The sequence below is a fragment of the Rhodopseudomonas sp. P2A-2r genome (assembly GCF_026015985.1).
Classification (GTDB): domain Bacteria; phylum Pseudomonadota; class Alphaproteobacteria; order Rhizobiales; family Xanthobacteraceae; genus Tardiphaga.
The window spans coordinates 5,900,345-5,921,567 of record NZ_CP110389.1 but is presented as its reverse complement, the minus strand read 5'-3'; the positions used below and the strand labels follow the sequence as shown (position 1 = coordinate 5,921,567).

15 protein-coding genes and 3 pseudogenes are annotated in these 21,223 nt (G+C 63.8%); 6 read left to right on the top strand and 12 right to left on the bottom strand.

The window, feature by feature from the left end; all coding sequences use genetic code 11:
• Positions 1–151: 151 nt before the first annotated feature.
• From ONR75_RS28560 to ONR75_RS28545, 4 genes are all read right to left on the bottom strand, one after another.
• Complete coding sequence (locus ONR75_RS28560; RefSeq protein ID WP_265080206.1) at positions 152–634, bottom strand: CinA family protein; 483 nt, start codon at positions 632–634, stop codon at positions 152–154.
• Between the two features lie 25 nt (positions 635–659).
• Positions 660–1,700 (bottom strand): esterase, encoded by a 1,041-nt coding sequence (locus tag ONR75_RS28555; RefSeq protein ID WP_265080205.1) that lies wholly within the window; start codon positions 1,698–1,700, stop codon positions 660–662.
• Between the two features lie 181 nt (positions 1,701–1,881).
• Complete coding sequence (locus tag ONR75_RS28550; RefSeq protein ID WP_265080204.1) at positions 1,882–3,198, bottom strand: MFS transporter; 1,317 nt, start codon at positions 3,196–3,198, stop codon at positions 1,882–1,884.
• 147 nt (positions 3,199–3,345) lie between these two features.
• The gene (locus tag ONR75_RS28545) at positions 3,346–4,242 is read right to left on the bottom strand and encodes a transcriptional regulator GcvA (RefSeq protein ID WP_265080203.1); all 897 of its coding nucleotides are present in this window, start codon (positions 4,240–4,242) and stop codon (positions 3,346–3,348) included.
• 116 nt (positions 4,243–4,358) lie between these two features.
• On the opposite strand from ONR75_RS28545, the gene ONR75_RS28540 reads away from it, so the two are divergent.
• Complete coding sequence (locus tag ONR75_RS28540; protein WP_265080202.1) at positions 4,359–4,580, top strand: DUF1127 domain-containing protein; 222 nt, start codon at positions 4,359–4,361, stop codon at positions 4,578–4,580.
• A 20-nt stretch (positions 4,581–4,600) separates the two neighbouring features.
• Positions 4,601–5,197 carry a GNAT family N-acetyltransferase gene (locus ONR75_RS28535; protein ID WP_265080201.1) on the top strand — a complete coding sequence of 199 codons (597 nt, stop codon included), beginning with the start codon at positions 4,601–4,603 and terminating at the stop codon, positions 5,195–5,197.
• A gap of 45 nt (positions 5,198–5,242) precedes the next feature.
• Here the strand turns inward: ONR75_RS28535 and ONR75_RS28530 are convergent, their stop codons facing one another.
• Positions 5,243–5,944, bottom strand: a complete 702-nt coding sequence (locus tag ONR75_RS28530) for an SDR family NAD(P)-dependent oxidoreductase (RefSeq protein ID WP_265080200.1) — start codon at positions 5,942–5,944, stop codon at positions 5,243–5,245.
• 93 nt (positions 5,945–6,037) lie between these two features.
• Between ONR75_RS28530 and ONR75_RS28525 the strand changes: the two genes are divergently transcribed.
• Positions 6,038–7,807 carry an acyl-CoA dehydrogenase family protein gene (locus tag ONR75_RS28525; protein ID WP_265080199.1) on the top strand — a complete coding sequence of 590 codons (1,770 nt, stop codon included), beginning with the start codon at positions 6,038–6,040 and terminating at the stop codon, positions 7,805–7,807.
• 161 nt (positions 7,808–7,968) lie between these two features.
• Here ONR75_RS28525 and ONR75_RS28520 read toward each other — a convergent pair.
• Positions 7,969–9,475: pseudogene (locus ONR75_RS28520) on the bottom strand (amidase).
• Between the two features lie 100 nt (positions 9,476–9,575).
• Entirely contained in the window at positions 9,576–10,103 is a 528-nt protein-coding gene (locus ONR75_RS28515; protein ID WP_265080198.1) for a cytochrome b, read from the bottom strand.
• Between the two features lie 74 nt (positions 10,104–10,177).
• On the opposite strand from ONR75_RS28515, the gene ONR75_RS28510 reads away from it, so the two are divergent.
• Positions 10,178–10,495, top strand: a complete 318-nt coding sequence (locus ONR75_RS28510; RefSeq protein WP_265080197.1) for a hypothetical protein — start codon at positions 10,178–10,180, stop codon at positions 10,493–10,495.
• Between the two features lie 115 nt (positions 10,496–10,610).
• On the opposite strand, the gene hemN is transcribed toward ONR75_RS28510, so the two are convergent.
• Positions 10,611–11,972: an oxygen-independent coproporphyrinogen III oxidase gene (hemN, locus tag ONR75_RS28505; RefSeq protein WP_265080196.1), complete on the bottom strand. Its 1,362-nt coding sequence runs from the start codon at positions 11,970–11,972 to the stop codon at positions 10,611–10,613.
• A gap of 418 nt (positions 11,973–12,390) precedes the next feature.
• On the opposite strand from hemN, the pseudogene ONR75_RS28500 reads away from it, so the two are divergent.
• A pseudogene (locus ONR75_RS28500) lies at positions 12,391–14,585 on the top strand (methyl-accepting chemotaxis protein).
• 22 nt (positions 14,586–14,607) lie between these two features.
• Here ONR75_RS28500 and ONR75_RS28495 read toward each other — a convergent pair.
• The 4 genes and pseudogenes from ONR75_RS28495 to ONR75_RS28480 all read right to left on the bottom strand — a co-directional run bounded on the left by ONR75_RS28495 (position 14,608) and on the right by ONR75_RS28480 (position 20,222).
• Entirely contained in the window at positions 14,608–15,771 is a 1,164-nt protein-coding gene (locus tag ONR75_RS28495; protein ID WP_265080195.1) for an alpha/beta fold hydrolase, read from the bottom strand.
• Positions 15,768–17,080: pseudogene (locus tag ONR75_RS28490) on the bottom strand (cobyrinate a,c-diamide synthase). The gene ONR75_RS28495 and the pseudogene ONR75_RS28490 overlap by 4 nt, the downstream one beginning before the upstream one ends.
• Before the next feature lie 185 nt (positions 17,081–17,265).
• Entirely contained in the window at positions 17,266–18,804 is a 1,539-nt protein-coding gene (locus tag ONR75_RS28485) for an acyl-CoA synthetase (protein ID WP_265080194.1), read from the bottom strand.
• Positions 18,805–19,049: 245 nt separating this feature from the next.
• Entirely contained in the window at positions 19,050–20,222 is a 1,173-nt protein-coding gene (locus ONR75_RS28480; protein ID WP_265080193.1) for an acetyl-CoA C-acetyltransferase, read from the bottom strand.
• A gap of 130 nt (positions 20,223–20,352) precedes the next feature.
• Between ONR75_RS28480 and ONR75_RS28475 the strand changes: the two genes are divergently transcribed.
• On the top strand, positions 20,353–21,024 hold the full coding sequence (locus tag ONR75_RS28475) for a TetR family transcriptional regulator (RefSeq protein WP_265080192.1): 672 nt from the start codon (positions 20,353–20,355) through the stop codon (positions 21,022–21,024).
• Positions 21,025–21,223: the final 199 nt, after the last annotated feature.

Genomic DNA, 21,223 nt, shown 5'->3' with positions numbered 1-21,223 from the left:
TCTCGTGTCCCGGACGCGATGCGGCATTCTCATGCCGCTCCGCAGATCCGAGACCCACACCTGCAGTGCTCTTGCAATGGGCCCCGGATCTGCAGCGCACGACGCCGCCTGGCGGCGGCGCACTGCACTGCGTCCGGGGCAAGAGCTTCTGCTACCCCGCCAAATTCTTCAGCAAGAATGTCAGCGCAGTCTGCGCGAAGACGTGCATGTTGCCGAGCCGGTCGCTGCTGCCGGTCTCCAGCGTCATGACCTCGTTTCGCGGCCCGGACACGGCCATGCAGCTGTGGCCGGCGGCGTCGCCGTAGCTGTTGCCGGACGGACCGGTGGCGCCGGTTTCCGACAGGCCCCAGTCGCAGCCAAAGCGTTCGCGGATGCGCTTTGCCAGCAGTTGTGCATAGGGCTCCGACGCCGAGCGGATGCCGGTCATGGCGTCGTTGTCGATATCCCCCAGGATGCGGCGGGCGTCGCGGGTATATATCACCGCGCCGCCGAGAAAATACGCCGATGCGCCGGGCACCGCCAGCAATGCCGCCGATATCAGGCCGCCCGTGGACGATTCCGACACCACGATCTTCTGCTTGCGCGCGATCAGTTCGATCGCGATCTTTTCCGCCAGCGGGACCAGGTCCTTCATGATGGTTCGCCCATTCTGCAATCTGTCAGGGTTGTCGGGTCAGGCCTTTGCCGTGCAGCCATGTCTGGATGAGTGCAGCGACCTCGGCGTTGTTCTTGTCCATCATCAGCATGTGCGAATTGCCCTTGATGCCGACCTTTGGCAGATCGACAACGTCGGCGATGCCGCCCGCCGCCTTGATCCCGTCTGCGAAGGCCACTCCGGTTGCGCGAATTTTCGGCCAGCGCGAATCCTGTTCGATGAAGTCACCGTAGACCAGCAATGACGGAATGCCCTTCAGCATGTCCACCTTGGCCGGATCGCCGACGCCCGCCGGTTCGATGGCGATGAGCGCCTTGACCTTGTCGGGCCGCGCCTGCGCCGCCTTGAAGCCGAACGCGCCGGCCTGACTGTGAAACAGGATGACGCAGGGGCAGACCCGGTCAATCTCGGCGATATAGGCGGCAAGGATCGCATCGTCCGTGGTAGTCCACCGCGGCACGTTCTGCTTGACGAAGTTTTCGTAACCATCGTTGGGAAACTGGCTGCCGGGCAGCAGCTTGCGTTTGGCCGGATCCGGATCGTACGAGCCTGGGCCTGCGCCGATGCGAAACCGTTCGAATGGGTTGCCGGTGGTCAGGAACACCGGCTCGCCTTTGAAGATGTCAGGATACTGCGCCCAGCCGGAACGGCCACGTTCAACCGCATCGGAATTGTAGACAGCCCAGCCCTTGCGCAGGAAATAGTTCAGCCAGCCTTCGCGGCCATCCGGTGTGGTCTCATAGGTGACGCCGGTGAGGCCGCCGCCATGCCACATCAGCAACGGGACGGTGCCGGTCTCGTTCGCAGGCAGGAAGTACTGCACGTACATCTGCTCGACCTGGTAGGTGCCGTTGGGGTCGACCTTGGCCGGCACGCCGCCCTGGGTGAACGTGACCTCCTTGACCGGCTTGCCGCTGATCTCGACCAGCCGCCCGCCCACATGGAAGGAGCCCATGTCGTGCAGCGCGATAGGCTCGGCAGCCCGCGCAGGGATGGCTGCGGCCATGAGCAGGGCTGCCGCGGCGATGAAGCAGGAACGTGACATGAATCCTCCCACGATAGCGTTTTATTGTTTGTTCGTCATGGTGCCTGCCGGTGCGTCAGGCGTTTGATCGCATGATCGCACCGGCGAAGCCCATCTGGCGATGGGCGGGTATGCTTAGCCGTTCATCGACGCGTCGCTTCCGCAAATCAGGCGATCATCATGATCGCTTGCCGCCCGCCGCTCAAGCCTGTGCCGGCGCGGTCTCGCGGGTCGCGATGGATTTGCCGCCGCGATAGATAGCCAGCGTTGCCATCAGGCCGGAGGCGGCGGCGAACATCAGCCAGAAACCGGGCGAGGCGTTGTCGCCGGTTTCCTTGATCAGCCAGGTCGAGGCCAGCGGCGTGAAGGTGCCGAACAGCGCGGCGGCCAGTGCGAAGGCGAGCGAGAAGCAGGTCGTTCGTACATGGGTCGGCACGATCTCCACCAGCGCGCCCAGCATGGCACCGCTGTACATGCCGAAATAGAACGAGAACAGCATTTCCACGGCCAGCATCTTGCCGAAGGTTGGCGCCGCCGTCAGCCACAGCAATGCGGGATAGGCGGTGAGCAGCGCGAGAACGGAGATCGTGATCAGCACCGGTTTGCGTCCGATCCTGTCCGACAACGCGCCGCCGACCGGATTCCAGATGAAGTTGGTCACGGCTACGGCCAGCGTCACCAACAGGCTATCGGCCGTCGACAGCTTCAGCACGTTCTTGCCGAAGGTCGGCGTATAGACGGTGACGAAATAGAACGTCACGGTGGTCATTGCCGTCATGAACATGCCGAGCATGATGATCTTCCAGTTCAGCGCCGCCGAGGCGAAGATTTCCTTCGGACTGGGATGGTGCTTCATGGCGAGAAATGCCGGGGTCTCTTCCAGCGTCCGACGCAGGACGAAGATGAATGGCACAATGATGCAGCCGACGAAGAACGGAATGCGCCAGCCCCAGGCTGTGACCTGATCCGCCGGCATGATTTCGCTCAGGAAGTAACCGAGCAGTGCTGCGACGAAGATCGCGACCTGCTGGCTGGCCGACTGGAACGAAGTGTAGAAGCCCCGGTTGCCCGGCGTCGAGATCTCGAACAGGTAGACCGACACGCCGCCAAGTTCGACGCCGGCGGAGAAACCCTGCAGCAGCCGGCCGATCAGCACGATGATCGGCGCCGCAATGCCGATCGAGGCATAGGTCGGGCATATCGTGATGACTACGGTGCCAATTGCCATAATCCCGAGCGTCACGATCAGCCCCTTGCGGCGGCCGATACGATCGATGTAGGCGCCGAGGAAGATCGCACCGACCGGCCGCATCAGGGCGCCCAGCCAGAAGGTCGTGAAGGTCAGCAGCAGCGCATTGGTGTCGTTGCCCGGTGGGAAGAACGCCTTCGAAATCGCAGTGGCATAGAAGCCGAACAGGAAGAAATCGAACTGTTCAAGGAAGTTGCCGCTGGTCGAACGCAGAATGGCTCCCAACCGTGATTTGATCTGCGGCTGCGCTACGGTGGCTTGCGATGTCACGACGTTTCTCTCCTGGCTCGGGCCGACTCATGGTGGTGCTAGCTGGACAACTGTCCTATTCTTCTGCGGCAATCTGCCACAGTGCGGCGCGACCACCAACCAGAAACCACTGCGAGACACGAGATCTCTCAGTAATATCCAACAAATTCAGGCTTTTGCCGATCCGGAGGCCAGCAGCCACTTCCGGAACGCGGCGAGCTTCGGCGTCTCGGCTGCCGCCTCCGGCGCAACGAGATAGAAGCCTGCATCGGCCGGCAGGCGGATCTGGAACGGCACCATCAGCCGGCCCTTGGCCAGATCGCCTTCCACATAGGTCGTCCGGCTGATGGCCACGCCGAGGCCATCGATCGCGGCCTGCAACGTCATGAAAATCATGTCGAAGGACAGGCTGGGCTGTTTTGCGATGTCGGCCGAAAGACCCGCGGCGGTCAGCCATAGCCGCCAGTCGTCGTCATAGCCGCTCGAATGCAGCAGCGTGTGATGCGCGAGGTCCGCAGGCGAGCGCAGCGGCCGCTCGCCGGCCAGCAGCGCCGGGCTGCACACCGGAAACACCTGATCGGCCGTGAGCCAGTCGGCGCGCAGGCCGGGCCACTGGCCGCGGCCGTAGCGGATGGCGGCATCGACGTCGCCGGCATTGAAGTCGACCAGGCTGGTCGAGGTGGTGATGCGCACGTCGATGTCGGGATGAGCCGCCTGGAAAGTCGACAGCTTCGGCAGCAGCCATTTGGACGCCAGTGAGGCCAGCGTGCTGATGGTCAGCACGCGGTCGTTGCCCTTTCGCTGCAGGCGGTCAGTGGCCAGCCGGAGATCGTTGAACGCCGCGCGCACGCCCGGCAGATAGTCGCGCGCCTGTGGGGTCAGCGTCAGGGCGCGATTTTGCCGAAGGAACAGCTTGATGCCGAGTTCCTCCTCCAGCCGCCGGATCTGATGGCTGATCGCGGTCTGGGTCACGTTCAATTCAGCGGCGGCATTGGTGAAGCTGAGGTGGCGCGCCGCGGCCTCGAAGGCGCGCAGGCCGTTGAGCGACGGAAGGCGGGCGGTCATTGTCTGTCCTGACGCGTAATGCATGAGTCCGTATCATGCGAAGGGGACAACATGTCGTTTGTCGAAATTCACCGAGGGGCAGATATTTCCTGAGAAATTAACTTCAGGAGAGCAAAATGTCCACGTGCACCCATGAACCGTTGGCCACTCGCGAACCGATGACAAATCATCATGTTGCGGGCTTGCTTAGCCAGGTCCTTGAAGTGGTCCGTACCTGGCACGAGCGGCAGCACGGCAGGCGCGAACTCCAGCATTGGACCGAGCGCGATATGCGCGATGCCGGCGTGTCGCCGGGCGACGTACGGTTCGAAGCCGGAAAGCCGTTCTGGCAGGCGTGAGCCGAAGTGGAGTGCGGGCCATGCTGGCGCTGGATCTCAACCATCTCGATCAATATTCCGACCATCTCCGATCCCTCAGCGGGGTCCCCGTGACGGTGCGCTTCGTCGCGCCCGAGGACGCGTCTGCACTGCAGGCGTACTTCCGCAGCCTGTCGGTGCAGTCGCGCTACAATCGGCTGATGGGCGCAGCCAGCGAACTGCCGCCGGCGCAGCTCGACGCCTTTACGCATTTGCATGACGACGGCCGGTTCTCGGTGGTGGCGACGGTTGCGAGCGACGCCATGGAGACCATCGTCGGCGAAGCCCGCTATGCGTTCGACGAGGATACTGCGAGTGTCGAACTTGGCCTGTCGGTGGCGAACGCCTTTCAGGGCCAGGGGATCGGTACGGCGCTGATGGCCAACCTGGAATGTCGCGCGGCTGCGCTCTGCGCCAAACGCCTGTTCGGCGATACGTTGCGCACCAACGACGCGATGGTGGCGCTGGCGCGAAAATCGGGCTTTGCCTTTGCTGCGATACCGAATGACTGGAGGCAGGTGCGGTTCACCAAGCCAATCGAGGTCGCGCCGCGTGAGGTTCCGTGTGCGACGTGGCATCTGCTGGCGGAAGCGGCATGACTCGTCGCTCGCACCACGCCAATTGGCCTGGTGCGAGCGACAGCTTTAAAACTTCTCCACCCACGGCCGGATCTCCAGTTCCGAACTCCAGGCGCTGCGGGGTTGCTGCAGGACGTTCCAGTAGTTGAGTGCGATCGCATCGGGGTCCAGCATGGAGTCCGGACGGTCGGCAGGCTCGGCGCGCACCGAACTGCGGATGCCGCCGTCGATGACGAAGTGTGCGATGTGAATTCCCTGCGGCGCGAATTCACGCGCCAGCGATTGTGCCAGACCGCGCAAGGCAAACTTGCCCATGGCGAACGGCGCTGATTGCGCAAAGCCCTTGATGCTGGCCGACGCCCCGGTGAACAGGATGGCGCCGTGCCGGTCCGGCAGCATTCGCTGCAGTGCCTGTTGCGCCACCAGAAAGCCGCCGAAGGCGCTGACGGCGATCGACTGCGCGACATCGGCGGGAGCCAGTTCAATGAACGGGCCGCGGGCGCGCTGACTGGCGTTGTAGACCACCACGTCGGGCTTGCCGAGCTTGTTCTCCACGTCGGCGAACAGCTTTTCCACGTCGTCGGCATCGGTGGCATCGCAGGTGAATGCCGTTGCGCCGGTGTCCCTGCACAGCGCATCGAGCTTGGCGATGTTGCGGGCGGCGAGCGCGACGCGAAGGCCCTGTTTCGACAGCAGCCGTGCCAGCGAAGCGCTGATGCCTTCGCCGGCGCCGACGATCAGGGCAGTTTCATAGTGCGGAATGTCCATGGGATGCATTTCTCCAGCAGGCCACTTTATTCGATCGCGCGCGAGGCGCATGATGCAGATGGAAACGCCACCCACATAAACAAGAGGGTCGTCATGAACGCCCAGACCAAAATCAGTGCATCGATCGCTGCCAACCTGATCGCCCCCGATACGTCCGGCATGAACTTTTATCGCGCCGATCCGGCGCTGCGTGATCTGTTGAGCATCCATCTGCCCGAAGCGCTCTTCGTGCATATCGAGCCGCATCTCGACCGGCTCGGCGGGCTTGCCGGCGGCGTGCTCGATGACTGCGCGCGGATGGCTGACCAGCACGTGCCCGTGCTGCACCAGCGTGATCGCTTCGGTCGCGATGTGCAGTGGATCGAATATCATCCGGCCTATCGTGAGCTCGAAAAGGCCGCCTATGGCGAATTCGGCATCCATGCCATGTCGCATCGCGCGGGCATCCTCGGTTGGCCGTCGATCTATCCGGTGGTCGCCAAGCATGCCTTCACCTTTCTGTTCAACCAGGCTGAGTTCGGCATGGGTTGTCCGATCAATGTCACCGACGGCGCCGCAAAACTGCTGTCGAAATTCGGCGACGCCGCACTGAAGGAAAAATATCTCGACGGGCTGACGCAGACCGACATGCGCAAGCTCACCCAAGGCGGCCAGTTCATGACCGAGAAGGAGGGCGGTTCCGATGTCGGCACGCTGACGACGACGGCCTTGCAGGAGGGTGATCACTGGCGCCTCACCGGCGAAAAATGGTTCTGCTCCAATGCGGATGCCGAGGTGGTGATGCTGCTGGCAAGGCCGGAGGGCGCGGTGGGCGGCACCCGCGGCGTCGGCCTGTTCCTGATGCCGCGGCGGCTGGAGGACGGCTCGCCCAATCACTATCGAATTGTGCGTTTGAAGGACAAGCTCGGCACTCGCTCGATGGCGTCGGGCGAGATCAAGCTGGAAGGCGCCATCGCTTATGCGGTGGGAAATCTAGACCGCGGCTTCGTGCAGATGGCCGAGATGGTCAACTCGTCGCGGCTGTCGAATGGCGTAAAGTCGACCGCGCTGATGCGCCGCGCGTATCACGACGCGATGGCGGTGGCGCGCGGCCGCGTGGTGTTTGGCAGCCGCATCGTCGACCTGCCGCTGGCACGGCGCCAATTGATGAAGATCATGCTTGCCACCGAGCAGGCGCTGTCCATGAGCTTCCTCACGGCCGATGCGCTGGATCGCGCCGAGGCGGGCAGCCAGGACGCCGCGGCGTTGCTGCGCATTCTCACGCCGACGCTCAAGTTTCGCGCGACGCGCGATGCGCGCAAGGTCTGCGGCGATGCGCTGGAGATGCGCGGCGGCATCGGTTACATTGAGGAATTCGCCAGCGCCCGGCTGCTGCGCGACGCCCATCTCGGCTCGATCTGGGAAGGCACCGGCAACATCGTGGCGCTCGATGCCTTGAAGCGCGCGGTGGGGCGTCACGGCGCCGAGGGTGCATTGGCTGCCGACCTGCATGCGCGGCTCGACGATAGTTCGAGCGTTCCGCAGGCGTGGCGCGACCGGCTGCATGGCCTGGTCGATCGCGCCATCGGTTTTGCCCGTGAGGTCGCGGCGCATTCCGATCACGAGGCCGATGCGCGGCGCGCCACCAGTTCGCTCTATCACGTCGCCAGCGCGGTGGCCTTGGCGTGGGAAGCCGAAAAGATCCATGCGCGGCGTGGCGACGCCAGGCGTCTCCTGTTGTCGCGTCTGGTGATCGACCATCGCCTGATGGCGCCGGATCCGTTCGCTGTGATCGAAGGTCCGACACAGCGCGCTATCACAGAGTGTCTGCTCGACGAGCGCGATTTGGGGATGGCGGAGGCGGGCGCGTTGGTGATGGCTTAGCTTCGCGCGCAACTGTCATCGCCCGGCCAGGTGCGCAATTGAGCGCTAAGTCCGGGCGATCCAGTAGACACTGCCGCCGGTGATCAGACCTCAACGTCGCAGTTTACTGGATCCCCGCTTACGCGGGGGATGACAGTGGAGTGCCCGGAGAGACTAAGACTTCAAAATCCCTTCGGCGCCTTGAAGCCGCCGAACTCACGTTCGATCAACTCGGCCAGTTTCAGCGGCGTGCGGTCTTCCAGCCATGGCCCCATGATCTGCAATCCGATCGGCAGCCCATCCTTCGACATCGCGACGGGAATGGCGGTTGCTGGCAGGCCGGGCAAGGTGGCAACGCCGGGCCAGATCAGCTGATCGACATAGGGATGGTTCACGCCGTCGATCTCGATATTGCGCTTGTCTTGGTCGGGGTCGTGATTGTGCGGATAGGCGGGCGTCGGCATCACCGGGCAGATCACCGCGTCGAAGCGCTCAAACAGCGCGCGCCACTGGGCGCGCAGTCGGTTGCGGCCGTTGTCTGCGATCAGCCAGTCGCGATGATTCAGCACTGCGCCGCGGCCGCGTTCGGCCGCGAGGCTGAGATCGTTCGGATCGAGTTTCGAAACCAGGGTGACGTTTGCCGCGTATTCCTCGGCCGGGGCGCCGGCGGCCATCAGGGCCACCAGCATCCGCATGTAGAGCCGCGCGCCGTCTGCGAGATCGGGCAGCAGCGGGCTCGTCCGGCTCACGCTGGCGCCGGCCTTTGCCAGGTTTGTGGCGAGCGTTTCCACCGCTTCGCGCACGCTTGCCGAGATCGGCAGAAGCGGATGAGCGTTGAGCACCAGAACCCGGAAATCCTTGAGTTCTGTATGCCGCGCCGGTGGCAGCGCTAGCTGGTAACCGACGCCTTCGTGCCAGGGGTCCGGCCCGGCGATGACGTCGAGCAGCAGGGTGAGGTCGGCAGCGCAACGGGCCATCGGGCCGATCACCGAGAGGTCGCGGGTCGAGGGCAGCGGCGGAAATGGCGGCGGGACGTGGCCACGGGGCGGAGCTAGCGCGAAAGTCGGCTTGTGGGCGTAGATGCCGCAATAGTGGCCGGGCACGCGCAGCGATCCGCCGATGTCGGAGCCGAGCGACAGCGCGCCATAACCGGCCGCCAATGCGGCCGACGATCCGCCGGAGGAGCCGCCCGGCGTGCGGCCGAGGTCATAGGGATTACTGGTGGTGCCATAGATGTCGTTGTAGCTCTGCCAGTCGCCGAGACCGATGGGCACGTTGGTCTTGCCGAGGATCACGCCGCCCGCATCCTTTACACGGGTGATGGCGAGGGCGTCGTCTGCGGCAATAAAATCCTTCTGCGCCGGAAAACCCCAGGTCGTGGGTAGACCGGCGACATTGAAGGATTCCTTCACCGTCAAGGGAATGCCGAGCAGCGGTGCGGTGTCGCCGCGCCCGAGCGCGGCGTCGGCGGCGCGGGCGGCGTCGAGGCCACGATCGAAATCGCGCACGCAGACGGCGTTGACGCGGCTGTCATGGGTTTCGATCTGGTCGATGACGCCCTGCGCCAGTTCGACGGCAGAGACTTTTTGCGTTCAGCAGGGAGGTCAGTTCGGTGGCGGTCGCAAAATTCAATTCCGGCGTGGTCAAGGCGCATCTCCTGCGATGATCGACGGGATCGATGATGCGCATATCGCGGTACCGGAGCAAGCGCTATCAGCGAAATGCACGCACCGCGGAAGTGTCGGGGATCAATGGTCCGGAGGCCGAGTGCGTGCGGCCTACGGGCTGCCTATCCCGGCAGCATCCGCTGCATGATGCGGTCGCGATAGACAAAGATGTGGACCAGCACGGCCGCAACGTGCAACGCGATGACAATCATCAGGCCCCATTCCGTGGCCTGATGCCAGCCGTCGATCAGTTTGCCGGCCTCCGCATTTTTCGACGACAGCATGGGCAGCGGCACCAGGTAGAACAGCGACACCGACCAGCCGCGGAACGAGGCGAACAGCCAGCCCGTGATGGTTGTGGCCAACACCAGAACATAGAGCAGCCAGTGCATCGCCTCCGAACTGACGCGCTGCCATGGCTGCAACAAGCTATCCGGCGCCACCGGATGGGTGCTTCGCCACACCAGGCGCAAGGCGATAACTGCGAGGATGAGCATACCGAACGAGAGGTGAAACGTCATCGGGGCACCGGGCGGGCCGGCATGGATGTCGGGCATCAGCCAGCCGATCGGATACTGGATCAGAAGCAGCGCCACGATCAGCCAATGCAAGATCTTGGCTGGAGTGCCGTAGTGCAGACGATCAGTCATGACGTTCTTTCAGTGAGCAGGGGTCAATAGACGGCTCTGCGAGTTGCGGAGCGCGCCGTCGGATTCACGGGTCCGTGGGGACACGTTCGCCGGCGTCCGCTGAGATTCACATCGAAGATGCCGAGCTTAAAACCGGTGACGGCAAACAGCGTATGCTGCTGTTCGGCCGACGGACTAAGGCGCTCGATCTGATCTTGCGCGCCAGGCGCACCGCCGGTGCGGCGTCACCAACTGGTGGGAAGGTCTGGATTTCGTCGACGGCCCAAGCGGGGGCCGCGAAGGCAAGACCGGTGGCGAAGGCGAGATTCCCGAAGCAGCGTCGTAGAGTCTTCATGGCGCTGATCCAGCTCGTCGATCCGGCACATGGCAGCGGCGGCCGACATCAAGATTAGAATTATTCTAAATTTTCTAGAAGGTCACTCGCGCACGGTCAAGCTGCCGGTTCCCTTTTCGATCCAGCGTCGAGCAGCGGCCATATGGCGGATCCGGATTCTGACAACCGCAGCGTCACACCGACATCGAGTGTTTCGCGCCGCCGGCGACGGGATTGAGATAGGCGTCGAAACGGGCGCAGATGTTGCGGACGAACGGGCGACCGCGCAGCGTCAGCTCAAACCCGTCATCGGTTGACTTCAGAAAACCGTCGGGATCGTTGACCACCAGCGCATCGGCCTCGCGCAGCAGGGCATGCGCTTCTGCCTCGCCGAAATTCGCAGCGATGGCTGCGAAGGAGAACGTGAAATCGCACATCAGGCGTTCGATGACGAAGGCGCGCAACCGGTCGTCGGGCGTCAGCGTCCAGCCGCGCGTGGTGGCGAGACCGTTCTGCCCCACGCGGTTGGCATAGTCGCCCACAGCCACGGCGTTCTGCACGTAGCCCTGCGGCAATTTTCCGATCGCCGAAGCGCCAAGCCCGATCAGCGTCTCGGCGCCGTCGGTGGTGTAACCTTGGAAATTGCGGTTGAGCGGCTTCGTCGCCAGGCTGTCCTCGCGCCGTGCAAAATGATCGAGCCCGAGTTGCACGTAGCCAGCCTTGGTGAGCTGGGTGGTGAGCCGACGCGCCATGGCGAAGCGCTCCATCGGCCCGGGCAGCGCGGCCTCGTCGATCAGCTTCTGATTGTGCGCGCGCTGCGGCAGGTGAGCGTAGCCGAAGATGGCGATGCGGTCGGGCGACAGCTCGATCACCCGGGCGATGGTGCGGGTCAGGCTCTGCTCGGTCTGGTGCGGCAGGCCGTAGACCAGATCCATATTGACCGAGGTCACGCCACGGTCGCGGAACAGGTCCAGCGACGCCTTGGATACCTCGTAGCTCTGCATACGGCCGATCGCGGCCTGCACCGCGGGATCGAAGTCCTGCACGCCGATCGAGATTCGGTTGACGCCGATTCCAACGAAGGCATCGGCCTTGTCGGCGGTCATCAGCCGCGGATCGATTTCGACGGCGAATTCGGTGTCTGCGTCGAGGTGGAAACTCGCCTTCAGCGCGCCGCCCAGACGCGTGATGTCCGCGACCGACAGAATATCCGGCGAGCCGCCGCCCCAGTGCAGGTGGGGCAGCCGATGCCCGCGCGGGACCAGACCGGAGACCGTGGCAATCTCGGCCTCCAGCGTATCGAGGTAGCGCGCGACAGGATCGTAGCGGCGTGTCGCCTTGGTGCTGCAGGCGCAATACCAGCACATCTCGTTGCAGAACGGAATGTGCACATACAGCGATAGCGCCGCGTCATCGGCCAGCCCGGCCAGCCAGTTGCGGTAGTCGCCCGGACCCACCGTCGGTTTGAAGTGGTTCGCAGTGGGATAGCTGGTGTAGCGCGGCAACGCGGCGGCTCGCCGCATCACCAGCGCCTTGTCGATCTCATTCAAGCTCATGGCCTGCTCCCGAGCGGAACCGCGCCGGTCCGGCGGCTCGCGCATTCCGGGGACCATGCCCGCTCTACCGTCGGTGGGGGATGATCTGGATCAAGCTTCCTGCACATCGTGGCTCCCTGCCATGGCGGGGCGCGGGCGGGGCGATCAGAAGCCGGCCGTATAGCGACGGCATAAAAAGCTCATGAGGCCGAACCGGTCGCCTCAGAAATGCAGCGGCTTTCGCATCCAGATCGCGATCCAGATTCTGCTCTTTTCCGTCGTCGAAGCCATCGATCGGATGGCAAGTTCCCGTAGTAGTACCGGCCGACATATTAAGCCGGTGGAGTTACCGACCCTGTATCTGCAATGGCGGTAATGGCGATCCGGACCGATTTGATCCCCCATCCAATTTGAACGAAAGCAGAAAGAACTGATCCATATGCGCAAATTCTCGTTCGCAAAAATCCGTTCGCTTCAACTCAAAATCGGCCTCGTTGCGGGCCTTTGCCTGACGATGACGAGCGTTGTCCTGATCAGCTACACTCTGGTCTCGAGCGGGAATACGCATTCTTACGTCACCGCGGAAGTGATGCGCCTGGTGGATAGCCAAACCAAGGAGAGCCTGCTCAACCGCGCCGCGACTGAGGGCAATGCGATCAAGGCCGAACTTGAAGTCGGGCTCGATGCAGCGCGAACCATTGCGCATGCATTCGCCGTGCTGGCGGACGACAAGAACAGCGGGACACCGAGCGATACCCGCCGCAAGCAGCTGAATGCGGTGCTGCGGAATGTCCTGGAGAACAATCCGGCATTCAATGGCACTTATTCGGCGTGGGAACCCAATGCGCTCGACGGCAACGATGCAGCCTTTAAAGGCCGGAAGGACAGCGGCTCCGACGATACCGGCCGCTTCCTGCCTTACTGGACGCGCGGCGCGGGCGGTACGGTCGCGGTGCAGCCGCTTGTCGAGTACGACAGCAAGGACCAGCATCCGAACGGTCTGGTGAAAGGCGCCTGGTACATCAACCCGATGACCACGGGCAAGGAGAACATCCTCGGCCCGCTTCCCTATATCGTGCAGGGCAAGCAGGTATTCCTGGCGACCATGTCGGTCCCGGTGGTTATTGACGGAAAGTTCCGTGGCGTGGCAGGCGCAGACTACAATCTTGATTTTGTGCAGCAACTCGCGGTCAAGATCAATGCGTCGCTGTTCGACGGCAAGGGCAAGGTCGCCATTGTCAACGATACCGGACTGGTCGTGGCCAACAGTGCCAGTTCGAACGTCATTGGCAAGAAAGTCGCAGAGGCGGATCCTCGTTGGGCCGATAGTGCAGGCATCGTCCGCACCGGCAAGGCCACGGTGAAGGACGATCCGGCATCGGCCAACGTTGACATTTACTCCCCGATCCAATTCGGTCTCACGACTTCGCCGTGGGCCGTCATCGTCTCGATTCCCCGCAGTGTGGTGCTCGCGTCAGCCAATGCCCTCGACACCTCGCTACGGGAACGATCGACATCGAGCAGTCTTATGCAGCTTGGTGTCGGCTTGGTCGTGGTGCTGATTGCCATCGGACTGATTGCCATAGCCGCACGCGGCATCGCGCAGCCGATCCGCGCCTGTGCCGCGTTTGCCAACGGAATCGCCAAAGGCACCTTTGATCAGAAACTCGATATCGAGCAGGCGGACGAGGTGGGTGTTCTGGCAGGCGCATTGCGAACGATGCAAGGCGATTTGACGAAGAATGTCGCGCAGCGCGCGGAGGATCAGGCCAAGGGGAGATTGATCGACGTCGAGGCATGCATGAACTCGCGGACAAATTCGAGGGCGCTGTCGGCGAGATCATCCAGACTGTGTCATCGGCCTCAACCGAACTCGAAGCGTCCGCCAATACGCTGTCGGCCAACGCCGAACGCGCGGAGCAACTGACCGCGGTGGTTGCCGCGGCTTCGGAAGAAGCCTCCACCAATGTGCAGTCGGTGGCCTCGGCCACCGAGGAGATGGCCTCTTCGGTTAACGAAATCAGCCGTCAGGTGCAGGAATCCTCGCGCATCGCCCATGAGGCGGTGGATCAGGCGCGCAAGACTAACGACCGCGTCGGTGAGTTGGCGAAAGCGGCGAGCCGTATTGGCGACGTCGTCGAACTGATCAACACCATTGCCGGGCAGACCAACCTGCTGGCGCTCAATGCAACCATCGAGGCGGCCCGTGCCGGCGAGGCCGGACGCGGTTTTGCGGTGGTGGCGTCTGAGGTCAAGGCACTGGCGGAGCAGACCGCCAAGGCCACCGGCGAGATCAGCATGCAGATCACCGGCATCCAGAACGCCACGCAGGATTCGGTGGGGGCAATCAAGGAAATCGGCGACACCATCGGGCGCATGTCGGAGATCGCCTCGACCATCGCGGCTGCAGTGGAAGAGCAGGGCGCGGCGACCCAGGAAATCTCCCGCAACGTCCAGCAGGCCTCGCAGGGCACCACCCAGGTCAGCACCAACATCGGCGATGTGCAGCGCGGTGCTTCCGAGACCGGCTCGGCGTCGGCGCAGGTGCTGTCGGCGGCGCAGCTGCTGTCGCGCGACAGCGAGCGACTTAAACAGGAAGTCGGCAAATTCCTCGACACGGTGCGCGCGGCGTAAAAGCCGCGCAGGCTGCCGCGGATTATCGCCCGGCAGCCTGCGTGAAGAACTCCAGGAGCAGCCGGCTGACCTCGTCCGGCTGCTCCTGCTGCACCCAGTGGCCGGCGTGGTCGATCAGATGCACGCCCCGCATGTCGCTGCAGGCCGTGGTCTGCATCGCCTCGATGGTGCCGGACCGCTGATAGATGCCCCAATCCTGTCGTCCTGAAATGAAGCAGCTTGGGACGTCAATGCTGCGGCCGGAGTAGGTCTCGTGCTCGGCGGTGAATGCGCCCGACGTGCCGCAGCGATACCATTGCAAGCCGCCCTGGAATCCGGTGCGGTCATATTCGCCGGCATAGAACGCCAGCTCCAGGTCCGGCAGCCACCGGTTCGCCGCGATCTGGGCCGGCGACGGCATTTCCTCGGCGACGGTTTCGGCCATGGTTTGGCCGAGTCTCATCACGTAATAGGTCGGCAGCTTGGCCAGCTCGCTCGCGGTCCAGCTATTCAGCGGGAATGGCCTGTTGCCGGTCCAGTCCGCGCTCTTGTGATGATAATAGCCGCGCAGGAAATCATGCACGCCCTGTGGCGCACGCTGCATGTCGCCGTTGGCCTCGCGCGTCGAATAGTACCATTGATAATGCTTGCGTGGCCGCGGCAGGGCGGCGAGATCGCGGTGCACGGGATCTTCCGGCTTCGGCGCCGCCGGCACGTCGGCGGTGCCGAACGGCAGCGGCGGCGGGCCGGCGAACGGCGCACTCATCAAGGCCACCGCGCGAAACACGTCGGGCCGCACCAGCGCGCACCATGCCGCCACCGACGAGCCGAAATCGTGACCGACCACCGCCTCGACGTGGCGATAGCCGAAGGCGGCCACCAGCCCAAGCGCATCGCGCACTAGATTGAGCAGGCGGAACGGCGCGAGGTCGCCGTCATAGTCCGCATCCCAGCCGGTGGTGCGGCCATAGCCGCGCTGGTCCAGCGCCAGCACGTGATAGCCGGCTGCCGCCAGCTGCGGCATCACCTTGCGCCAGCTATAGGCCAGTTCGGGGAAACCGTGCAGCAGCAGGATGCACGGCCGGTCCCTGGTCTCGAAGCCGGCCTCCAGCACGTGCATGCGCAGGCCGTTGATGTCGTCGACGAAGCGCGAGCGGATACCCGGCGGCAGTAGGGCGGCATCGATGGCAGAGAGGGGCTCGGTCATGCGTCGCTCCGTGCGATGGCGTGGAAGAACGTACCAGTGACATGGCCGCGGCGACCGCCCTGCTCGGCGACGGGCTGACCGTAGGCATCGGTGAGCTCGGCAAACGGCGCGTCGGCACCGGGGATCAGCGTGGCATAGTGGAATTCATGGCCGCGCACCCGCGCGCCGGCCGGTCCGATCGGACTGTCGGCGAGGAGCCGCGCCTCGCGATAGCCGAGATGCAGCCGACGCTTGTGGAAGCTGGTGGCGTGGCCGAGCAGGCCGGTCATGGGGTGGTTGACGCCGTCGGCGTCCTCCAGCCGCTCGCCCAACACCATGAACCCACCGCACTCGCCATGCACCGGCCGGGTTTCTGCGAAACGCATGAGCCCATCGCGAAAGGTCTGCGCGGTAGCCAGTGCACCGGCGTGCAGCTCGGGATAGCCGCCCGGCAGCCAGCAGACATCGCAGGACGAGTCCGGCGTTTCGTCGGCGAGGGAGAGAAGCGTACGATCTCCGCACCGGCGCGGTGCCAGCCATCCAGCAGATGCGGATAGATGAAGCTGAATGCGGCATCGGACGCCAGCGCGATGCGCTGCCCGGGCGGCGGGATTGCGAAGGCCGTCTTGCCTGTGCTGCGCGCGAGCGGCGCGGCCAGTGCGATGACGGCGTCGAGGTCGAGATGTTGTTCGGCCATGTCGGCGAGGGCAGTCAGGCGCGCGGCGAGGTCACCGTGCTCGCCGGCCTGCACGAGGCCGAGATGGCGCTCCGGCAGCGTCAGCGTGGCGTCGCGCGGAATGCCGCCGAGCACTGGTATGCCCAGGGCACCGATCGCGGTGGCGATGGGCGCGCGATGCCGCTCGCTGCCGACGCGGTTCAGGATGGCGCCGGCAATGTGGACCGCGGGATCGTGGCCGGCAAAGCCGCGCAGCACGGCGGCGGCGGATTGCGACTGGCCGGAGACGTCGAGCACCAGCAGCACCGGCAGGTGCCAGCGCGCCGCCAGGTCCGCCGCCGCACCGCTGCGGCCGGGTTCCCTGGCAACGCCGTCGAACAGGCCCATGGCGCCTTCGATCACCAGCATGTCGGCATCGGCTGCGGCATCGCTCGCCAGCGCGTCGAGCAGCGAGGGCGGCATCGACCAGGAGTCCAGGTTGAGACTGCTGCGACCGGTCGCGGCGGCATGAAACGCCGGGTCGATGTAATCGGGCCCGGCCTTGGCCGATCGCACTTTTATCCCGCGCCGCGCCAGCGCGGCGAGGATGCCCAAAGTCACCGTGGTCTTGCCGGCGCCGGAGCGCGGCGCGGAGATGAGAAGGGCAGGGGTCATTTCGGTCATGGAGCTTGTCATCAGCGAAGCGCGGACTCACCCTCCCTGGAGGGGAGGGTCGACAATGTCGCGCGAAGCGCGATGTTGTCGGGGTGGGGTGAAACCGCAAGCGCAGCGCGGGCGAATCACCCCACCCCGCGCACTGCGTGCGCGACCCTCCCCTCCAGGGGAGGGTAAGCAAGAGCCTAAGCGCTTGCCTTCTGTGGCCAGTAGCGATCCCGCAGATGCCGCTTCACCAGCTTGCCGGTTGGGGTGCGCGGCAGTTCGGCTTCGAAGTCGATGCTCTTCGGGCATTTGATCGGCGACAGGTGCTTGCGGCAGAACAGCATCAGCTCGGCCTCCAGCTGCTTGCCGGCGCGGCTCATGTCGTGCGGCTGCACCACCGCCTTGACCTCTTCGCCCATCTCTTCGTTGGGCACGCCGAACACCGCGACGTCGGCGATCTCAGGATGGGTGATCAGCACGTCCTCGGTTTCCTGCGGATAGATGTTCACGCCGCCAGAGATGATCATGTAGGACTTGCGGTCAGTGAGGTAGAGGAAGCCTTCGTCGTCGAGATACCCGACGTCGCCCAGCGTCGACCAGCCGCGGGCGTTATAGGCGCGCTTCGTCTTCTCGGCGTCGTTGTGATAGGAGAACACCGGCGCGTCTGCAAAATACACCGTGCCGATCTGGCCGACCGGCAATTCCTCGTCGTTCTCATCGAGGATTTTCAGCACCCCGGTGACCGCGCGGCCGACGGTGCCGCGATGAGACAGCCATTGCTGCGAATTCGACACGGTGACGCCATTGCCTTCGGAGCCGGCATAGTACTCGATCAGGATCGGCCCCCACCAGTCGATCATCTGCGCTTTTACGTCCACCGGGCAGGGCGCCGCGGCATGGATCGCGCCTTTCAGCGAAGAGATGTCGTAACGCAGACGAACCTCGTCCGGCAGCTTCAGCATGCGCACGAACATGGTCGGCACCAGCTGCGACTGGGTTGCCTTGTATTGTTCGACCAGCTTCAGGAATTGCTCGGCGTCGAAAGACTCCATGATCACCGAGGTGCCACCCAGCGTGACCGCCATCATGTTGAAGCGCAAGGGAGCGGCGTGATACAGCGGCGCCGGCGACAGATAGATGCTGTCGGCATTCATGCCGCACATGTCGGCGCACAACAGCTTGAGGAACGGGCTCGGCACATCGATGGGGCCGTTGTTCAGGTCGCGTTTGATGCCCTTCGGCCGCCCGGTGGTGCCGGACGAATACAGCATGTCAGTGCCGGCGGTTTCGTCGGCGATCGGCGTGGCGGACTGGGCCGCAACCGCGGCATCCCAGTCGCGGAAGTTCTCGTGCGGGCCGTCGACGCAATAGAACAACGTATCCGCCGCGCCGGAGATCAGCGGCGCAATCACTTCTGTTCCTTTCGGCGAGGTGATGACCACCTTCGCGCCGCAGTCCTTGACGATGTAGGCGATCTCCTCCGGCGTGAGGTAGCGGCTGATCGCAGTGTAGTACAGCCCGCTGCGCTGCGCCGCCCAGCAGATCTCCATGAATTCCAGCCGGTTCTCCATCAGTAACGCGATGTGATCGCCGGCCTCGAGGCCAAGCGATCGGAACAGGTGCGCGCCCTGATTGGAGCGTTGGTCGAGCTGGCGATAGGTCATGGACTTGCCCGAGCCCGCCATCAGGTAGGCGATCTTGTCGGGATTCGTCCGCGCGTGGATCGACGGATGCGTCATGGGGCGTTTCCTCAAGGGTCGGCGGATTGATCCGCTCTGGTATTCAGGCAACTTGCTTTCTTTCCCCTCTCCCCAAGCACAGCGAAGCTGCGCGTAGGCGGGAGAGGGTGGATCGAACCCGTGAAGCGGGTTCGAGACGGGAGAGGGGCGCTTCTGAGCCTGCGGCTTTCCCTCTCCCGCCTTCGCTGCGCTCAGGCACCTCTCCCGCGGCGCGCAGCTGCGCTGGGGGAGAGGGAAAAGAAAGATCAGAGCCGTTCCACGATCGTCACATTGGCCATGCCGCCGCCTTCGCACATGGTCTGCAACCCGTAACGTTTGCCGTTCTGCTTCAGGGCGTGAAGCAGCGTTGTCATCAGCTTGGTGCCGGAGCCGCCGAGCGGATGGCCGAGCGCAATGGCGCCGCCGTTGACGTTGAGTTTTGCGGGATCGGCACCGACGGTCTTGAGCCAGGCCGTGGGCACCGAGGCGAAGGCTTCGTTGACTTCATAAAGGTCGATGTCGTCGATCGACATCCCGGCCTTCTGCAGTGCGCGCTGGGTTGCGGGAAGCGGCGCCTCCAGCATGATCACCGGATCGCCGCCCATCATGGTCATGTGATGGATACGGGCCATCGGCTTGACGCCCAGCCGCTTCAGGCCGGCCTCGTTGACCACCATGACGCCCGAGGCGCCGTCGCAGATCTGGCTGGCCGAAGCGGCAGTCAGCTTGCCGCCTTCCTGGATCAGCTTGACCCCACGGATGCCGTCCAGCGTGGCGTCGAAGCGGATGCCCTCGTCGATGTGGTGGGTGTCGGCGGTGCCATCAGCGCGGGTGATCGAGAGCGGAATGATCTCGTCCTTGAAACGTCCGGCCTGTGTCGCCGCAATGGCGCGCTGGTGGCTATCATAGGCGAATTGGTCGAGTTCATCCCTGGAGAGACCGTACTTCTCCGCCATCATCTCCGCGCCGGTGAACTGGCTGAACTGGAGGTTGGGGTAGCGCCGTTCCATGCCCGGGCTCTTGTAGTGGCCGAGGCCGGCCTTTGCGGCCAGCGTGCTCGGCGAGCCCATCGGCACGCGCGTCATGCTCTCGACGCCGGCGGCGATCACCATATCCATGGTGCCGGACATCACCGCCTGGGCGGCGAAATGCAGCGCCTGCTGCGACGACCCGCACTGGCGGTCGACCGAGGTGCCCGGCACACTCTCCGGCAGCTTCGAGGCCAGAACCGCGTTGCGCGCGATGTTGACAGATTGCTCGCCACCCTGGCCGACGCAGCCCATGATGACGTCGTCAATCTCTGCGGGATCGGCGCCGCTGCGCTCAACCAGAGCGTTGAGCACCGAGGCGGCCAGATCGGCCGGATGCCAGCCGGAGAGGCGGCCGCCCTTGCGGCCGCCGGCGGTGCGGGCAGCTGCAACGATATAGGCCTCGGCCATGGCGAATTCTCCTTGGTTTGCGTCGTTCGACGGCAGTTTTCTGACCCCAATTTAAGGGGGTAATTTCGCTTAGTCAATCGCTCAATTAACTCTTGAGTGCAGCGCGCCAATCGGCTTATGTGCACGTCACATGATCGCATCTCCGCACATCAGTTCCGCCGGGCGTACACCTCCGGGCAAGAACTCCACCGCCGACAAGCTGTTGGTGGCGGCCAGCGAACTGATGATTCTCAGCAATTCCATCGAAGTGTCGCTGAGCGAGATTGCGCAGAGGTCCGGGGTCAACGCGGCGCTGGTGAAATATCATTTCGGCAACAAGGACGGGCTGCTGCTGGCGCTGCTGGCGCGTGACGCCGCCACCGAGATGACCAACCTCGATTACCTAATGGCGCAGCCGATCTCGTCCACTGCCAAGCTGAAGCTGCACGTGGCCGGGATCATCAAGGCCTATCACCAGTTCCCCTACATGAACCGGCTGATCCATTATCTGCTGCACGAGAGCAGCTCCGAGGCCGCCGACGAAGTATCAAAGTTCTTCATCGGGCCGCTGCTGGATTTCCATCGCCGGCTGCTGGCCGAGGGCTTCGCCGCCGGTGAATTCCGCAAGATCGATCCGGTGCTGTTCTACACCAGCCTCATCGGCGCCTGCGATAACCTGTTCTTCAGCCGCCATGCCATGTCGCGCGCCATTGGCGTCGGCCCGGTGACGGATGAAGTCTGCCGCGACTACGTCGCCCATATGGAGGCGATGCTGCTCGGCGGCATGCTGATCAATAACACGGCCGGATCAACGGTCGGATGACGAGGCGACAAAGCTAAGAAGAAACGGCCCCAAGGAAGACGACAGGCGACCAAGAAAAAACGTCGGGAAACGCCCAAGGAAATATCTGAGGTCCAAGTCGAGAGAAGAAAAGTCCAAGGAAAATACCAGGCAACTACGAAGCCCAATAAGAACAAAAGACCGCGACGCCCAAAAGTAAGTCGAAGAACAAGTCAAAGAA

Bases quoted from the DNA above. Each gene is read 5' to 3' on its own strand.
- ONR75_RS28480 (WP_265080193.1), bottom strand. From the start codon at position 20,222: ATGGCCGAGGCCTATATCGTTGCAGCTGCCCGCACCGCCGGCGGCCGC.
- ONR75_RS28530 (WP_265080200.1), bottom strand. From the start codon at position 5,944: ATGGACATTCCGCACTATGAAACTGCCCTGATCGTCGGCGCCGGCGAA.
- ONR75_RS28535 (WP_265080201.1), top strand. From the start codon at position 4,601: ATGCTGGCGCTGGATCTCAACCATCTCGATCAATATTCCGACCATCTC.
- ONR75_RS28555 (WP_265080205.1), bottom strand. From the start codon at position 1,700: ATGTCACGTTCCTGCTTCATCGCCGCGGCAGCCCTGCTCATGGCCGCA.
- ONR75_RS28495 (WP_265080195.1), bottom strand. From the start codon at position 15,771: ATGACCGAGCCCCTCTCTGCCATCGATGCCGCCCTACTGCCGCCGGGT.
- ONR75_RS28515 (WP_265080198.1), bottom strand. From the start codon at position 10,103: ATGACTGATCGTCTGCACTACGGCACTCCAGCCAAGATCTTGCATTGG.
- ONR75_RS28475 (WP_265080192.1), top strand. From the start codon at position 20,353: ATGATCGCATCTCCGCACATCAGTTCCGCCGGGCGTACACCTCCGGGC.
- ONR75_RS28525 (WP_265080199.1), top strand. From the start codon at position 6,038: ATGAACGCCCAGACCAAAATCAGTGCATCGATCGCTGCCAACCTGATC.
- ONR75_RS28560 (WP_265080206.1), bottom strand. From the start codon at position 634: ATGAAGGACCTGGTCCCGCTGGCGGAAAAGATCGCGATCGAACTGATC.
- ONR75_RS28545 (WP_265080203.1), bottom strand. From the start codon at position 4,242: ATGACCGCCCGCCTTCCGTCGCTCAACGGCCTGCGCGCCTTCGAGGCC.
- hemN (WP_265080196.1), bottom strand. From the start codon at position 11,972: ATGAGCTTGAATGAGATCGACAAGGCGCTGGTGATGCGGCGAGCCGCC.
- ONR75_RS28540 (WP_265080202.1), top strand. From the start codon at position 4,359: ATGTCCACGTGCACCCATGAACCGTTGGCCACTCGCGAACCGATGACA.
- ONR75_RS28485 (WP_265080194.1), bottom strand. From the start codon at position 18,804: ATGACGCATCCGTCGATCCACGCGCGGACGAATCCCGACAAGATCGCC.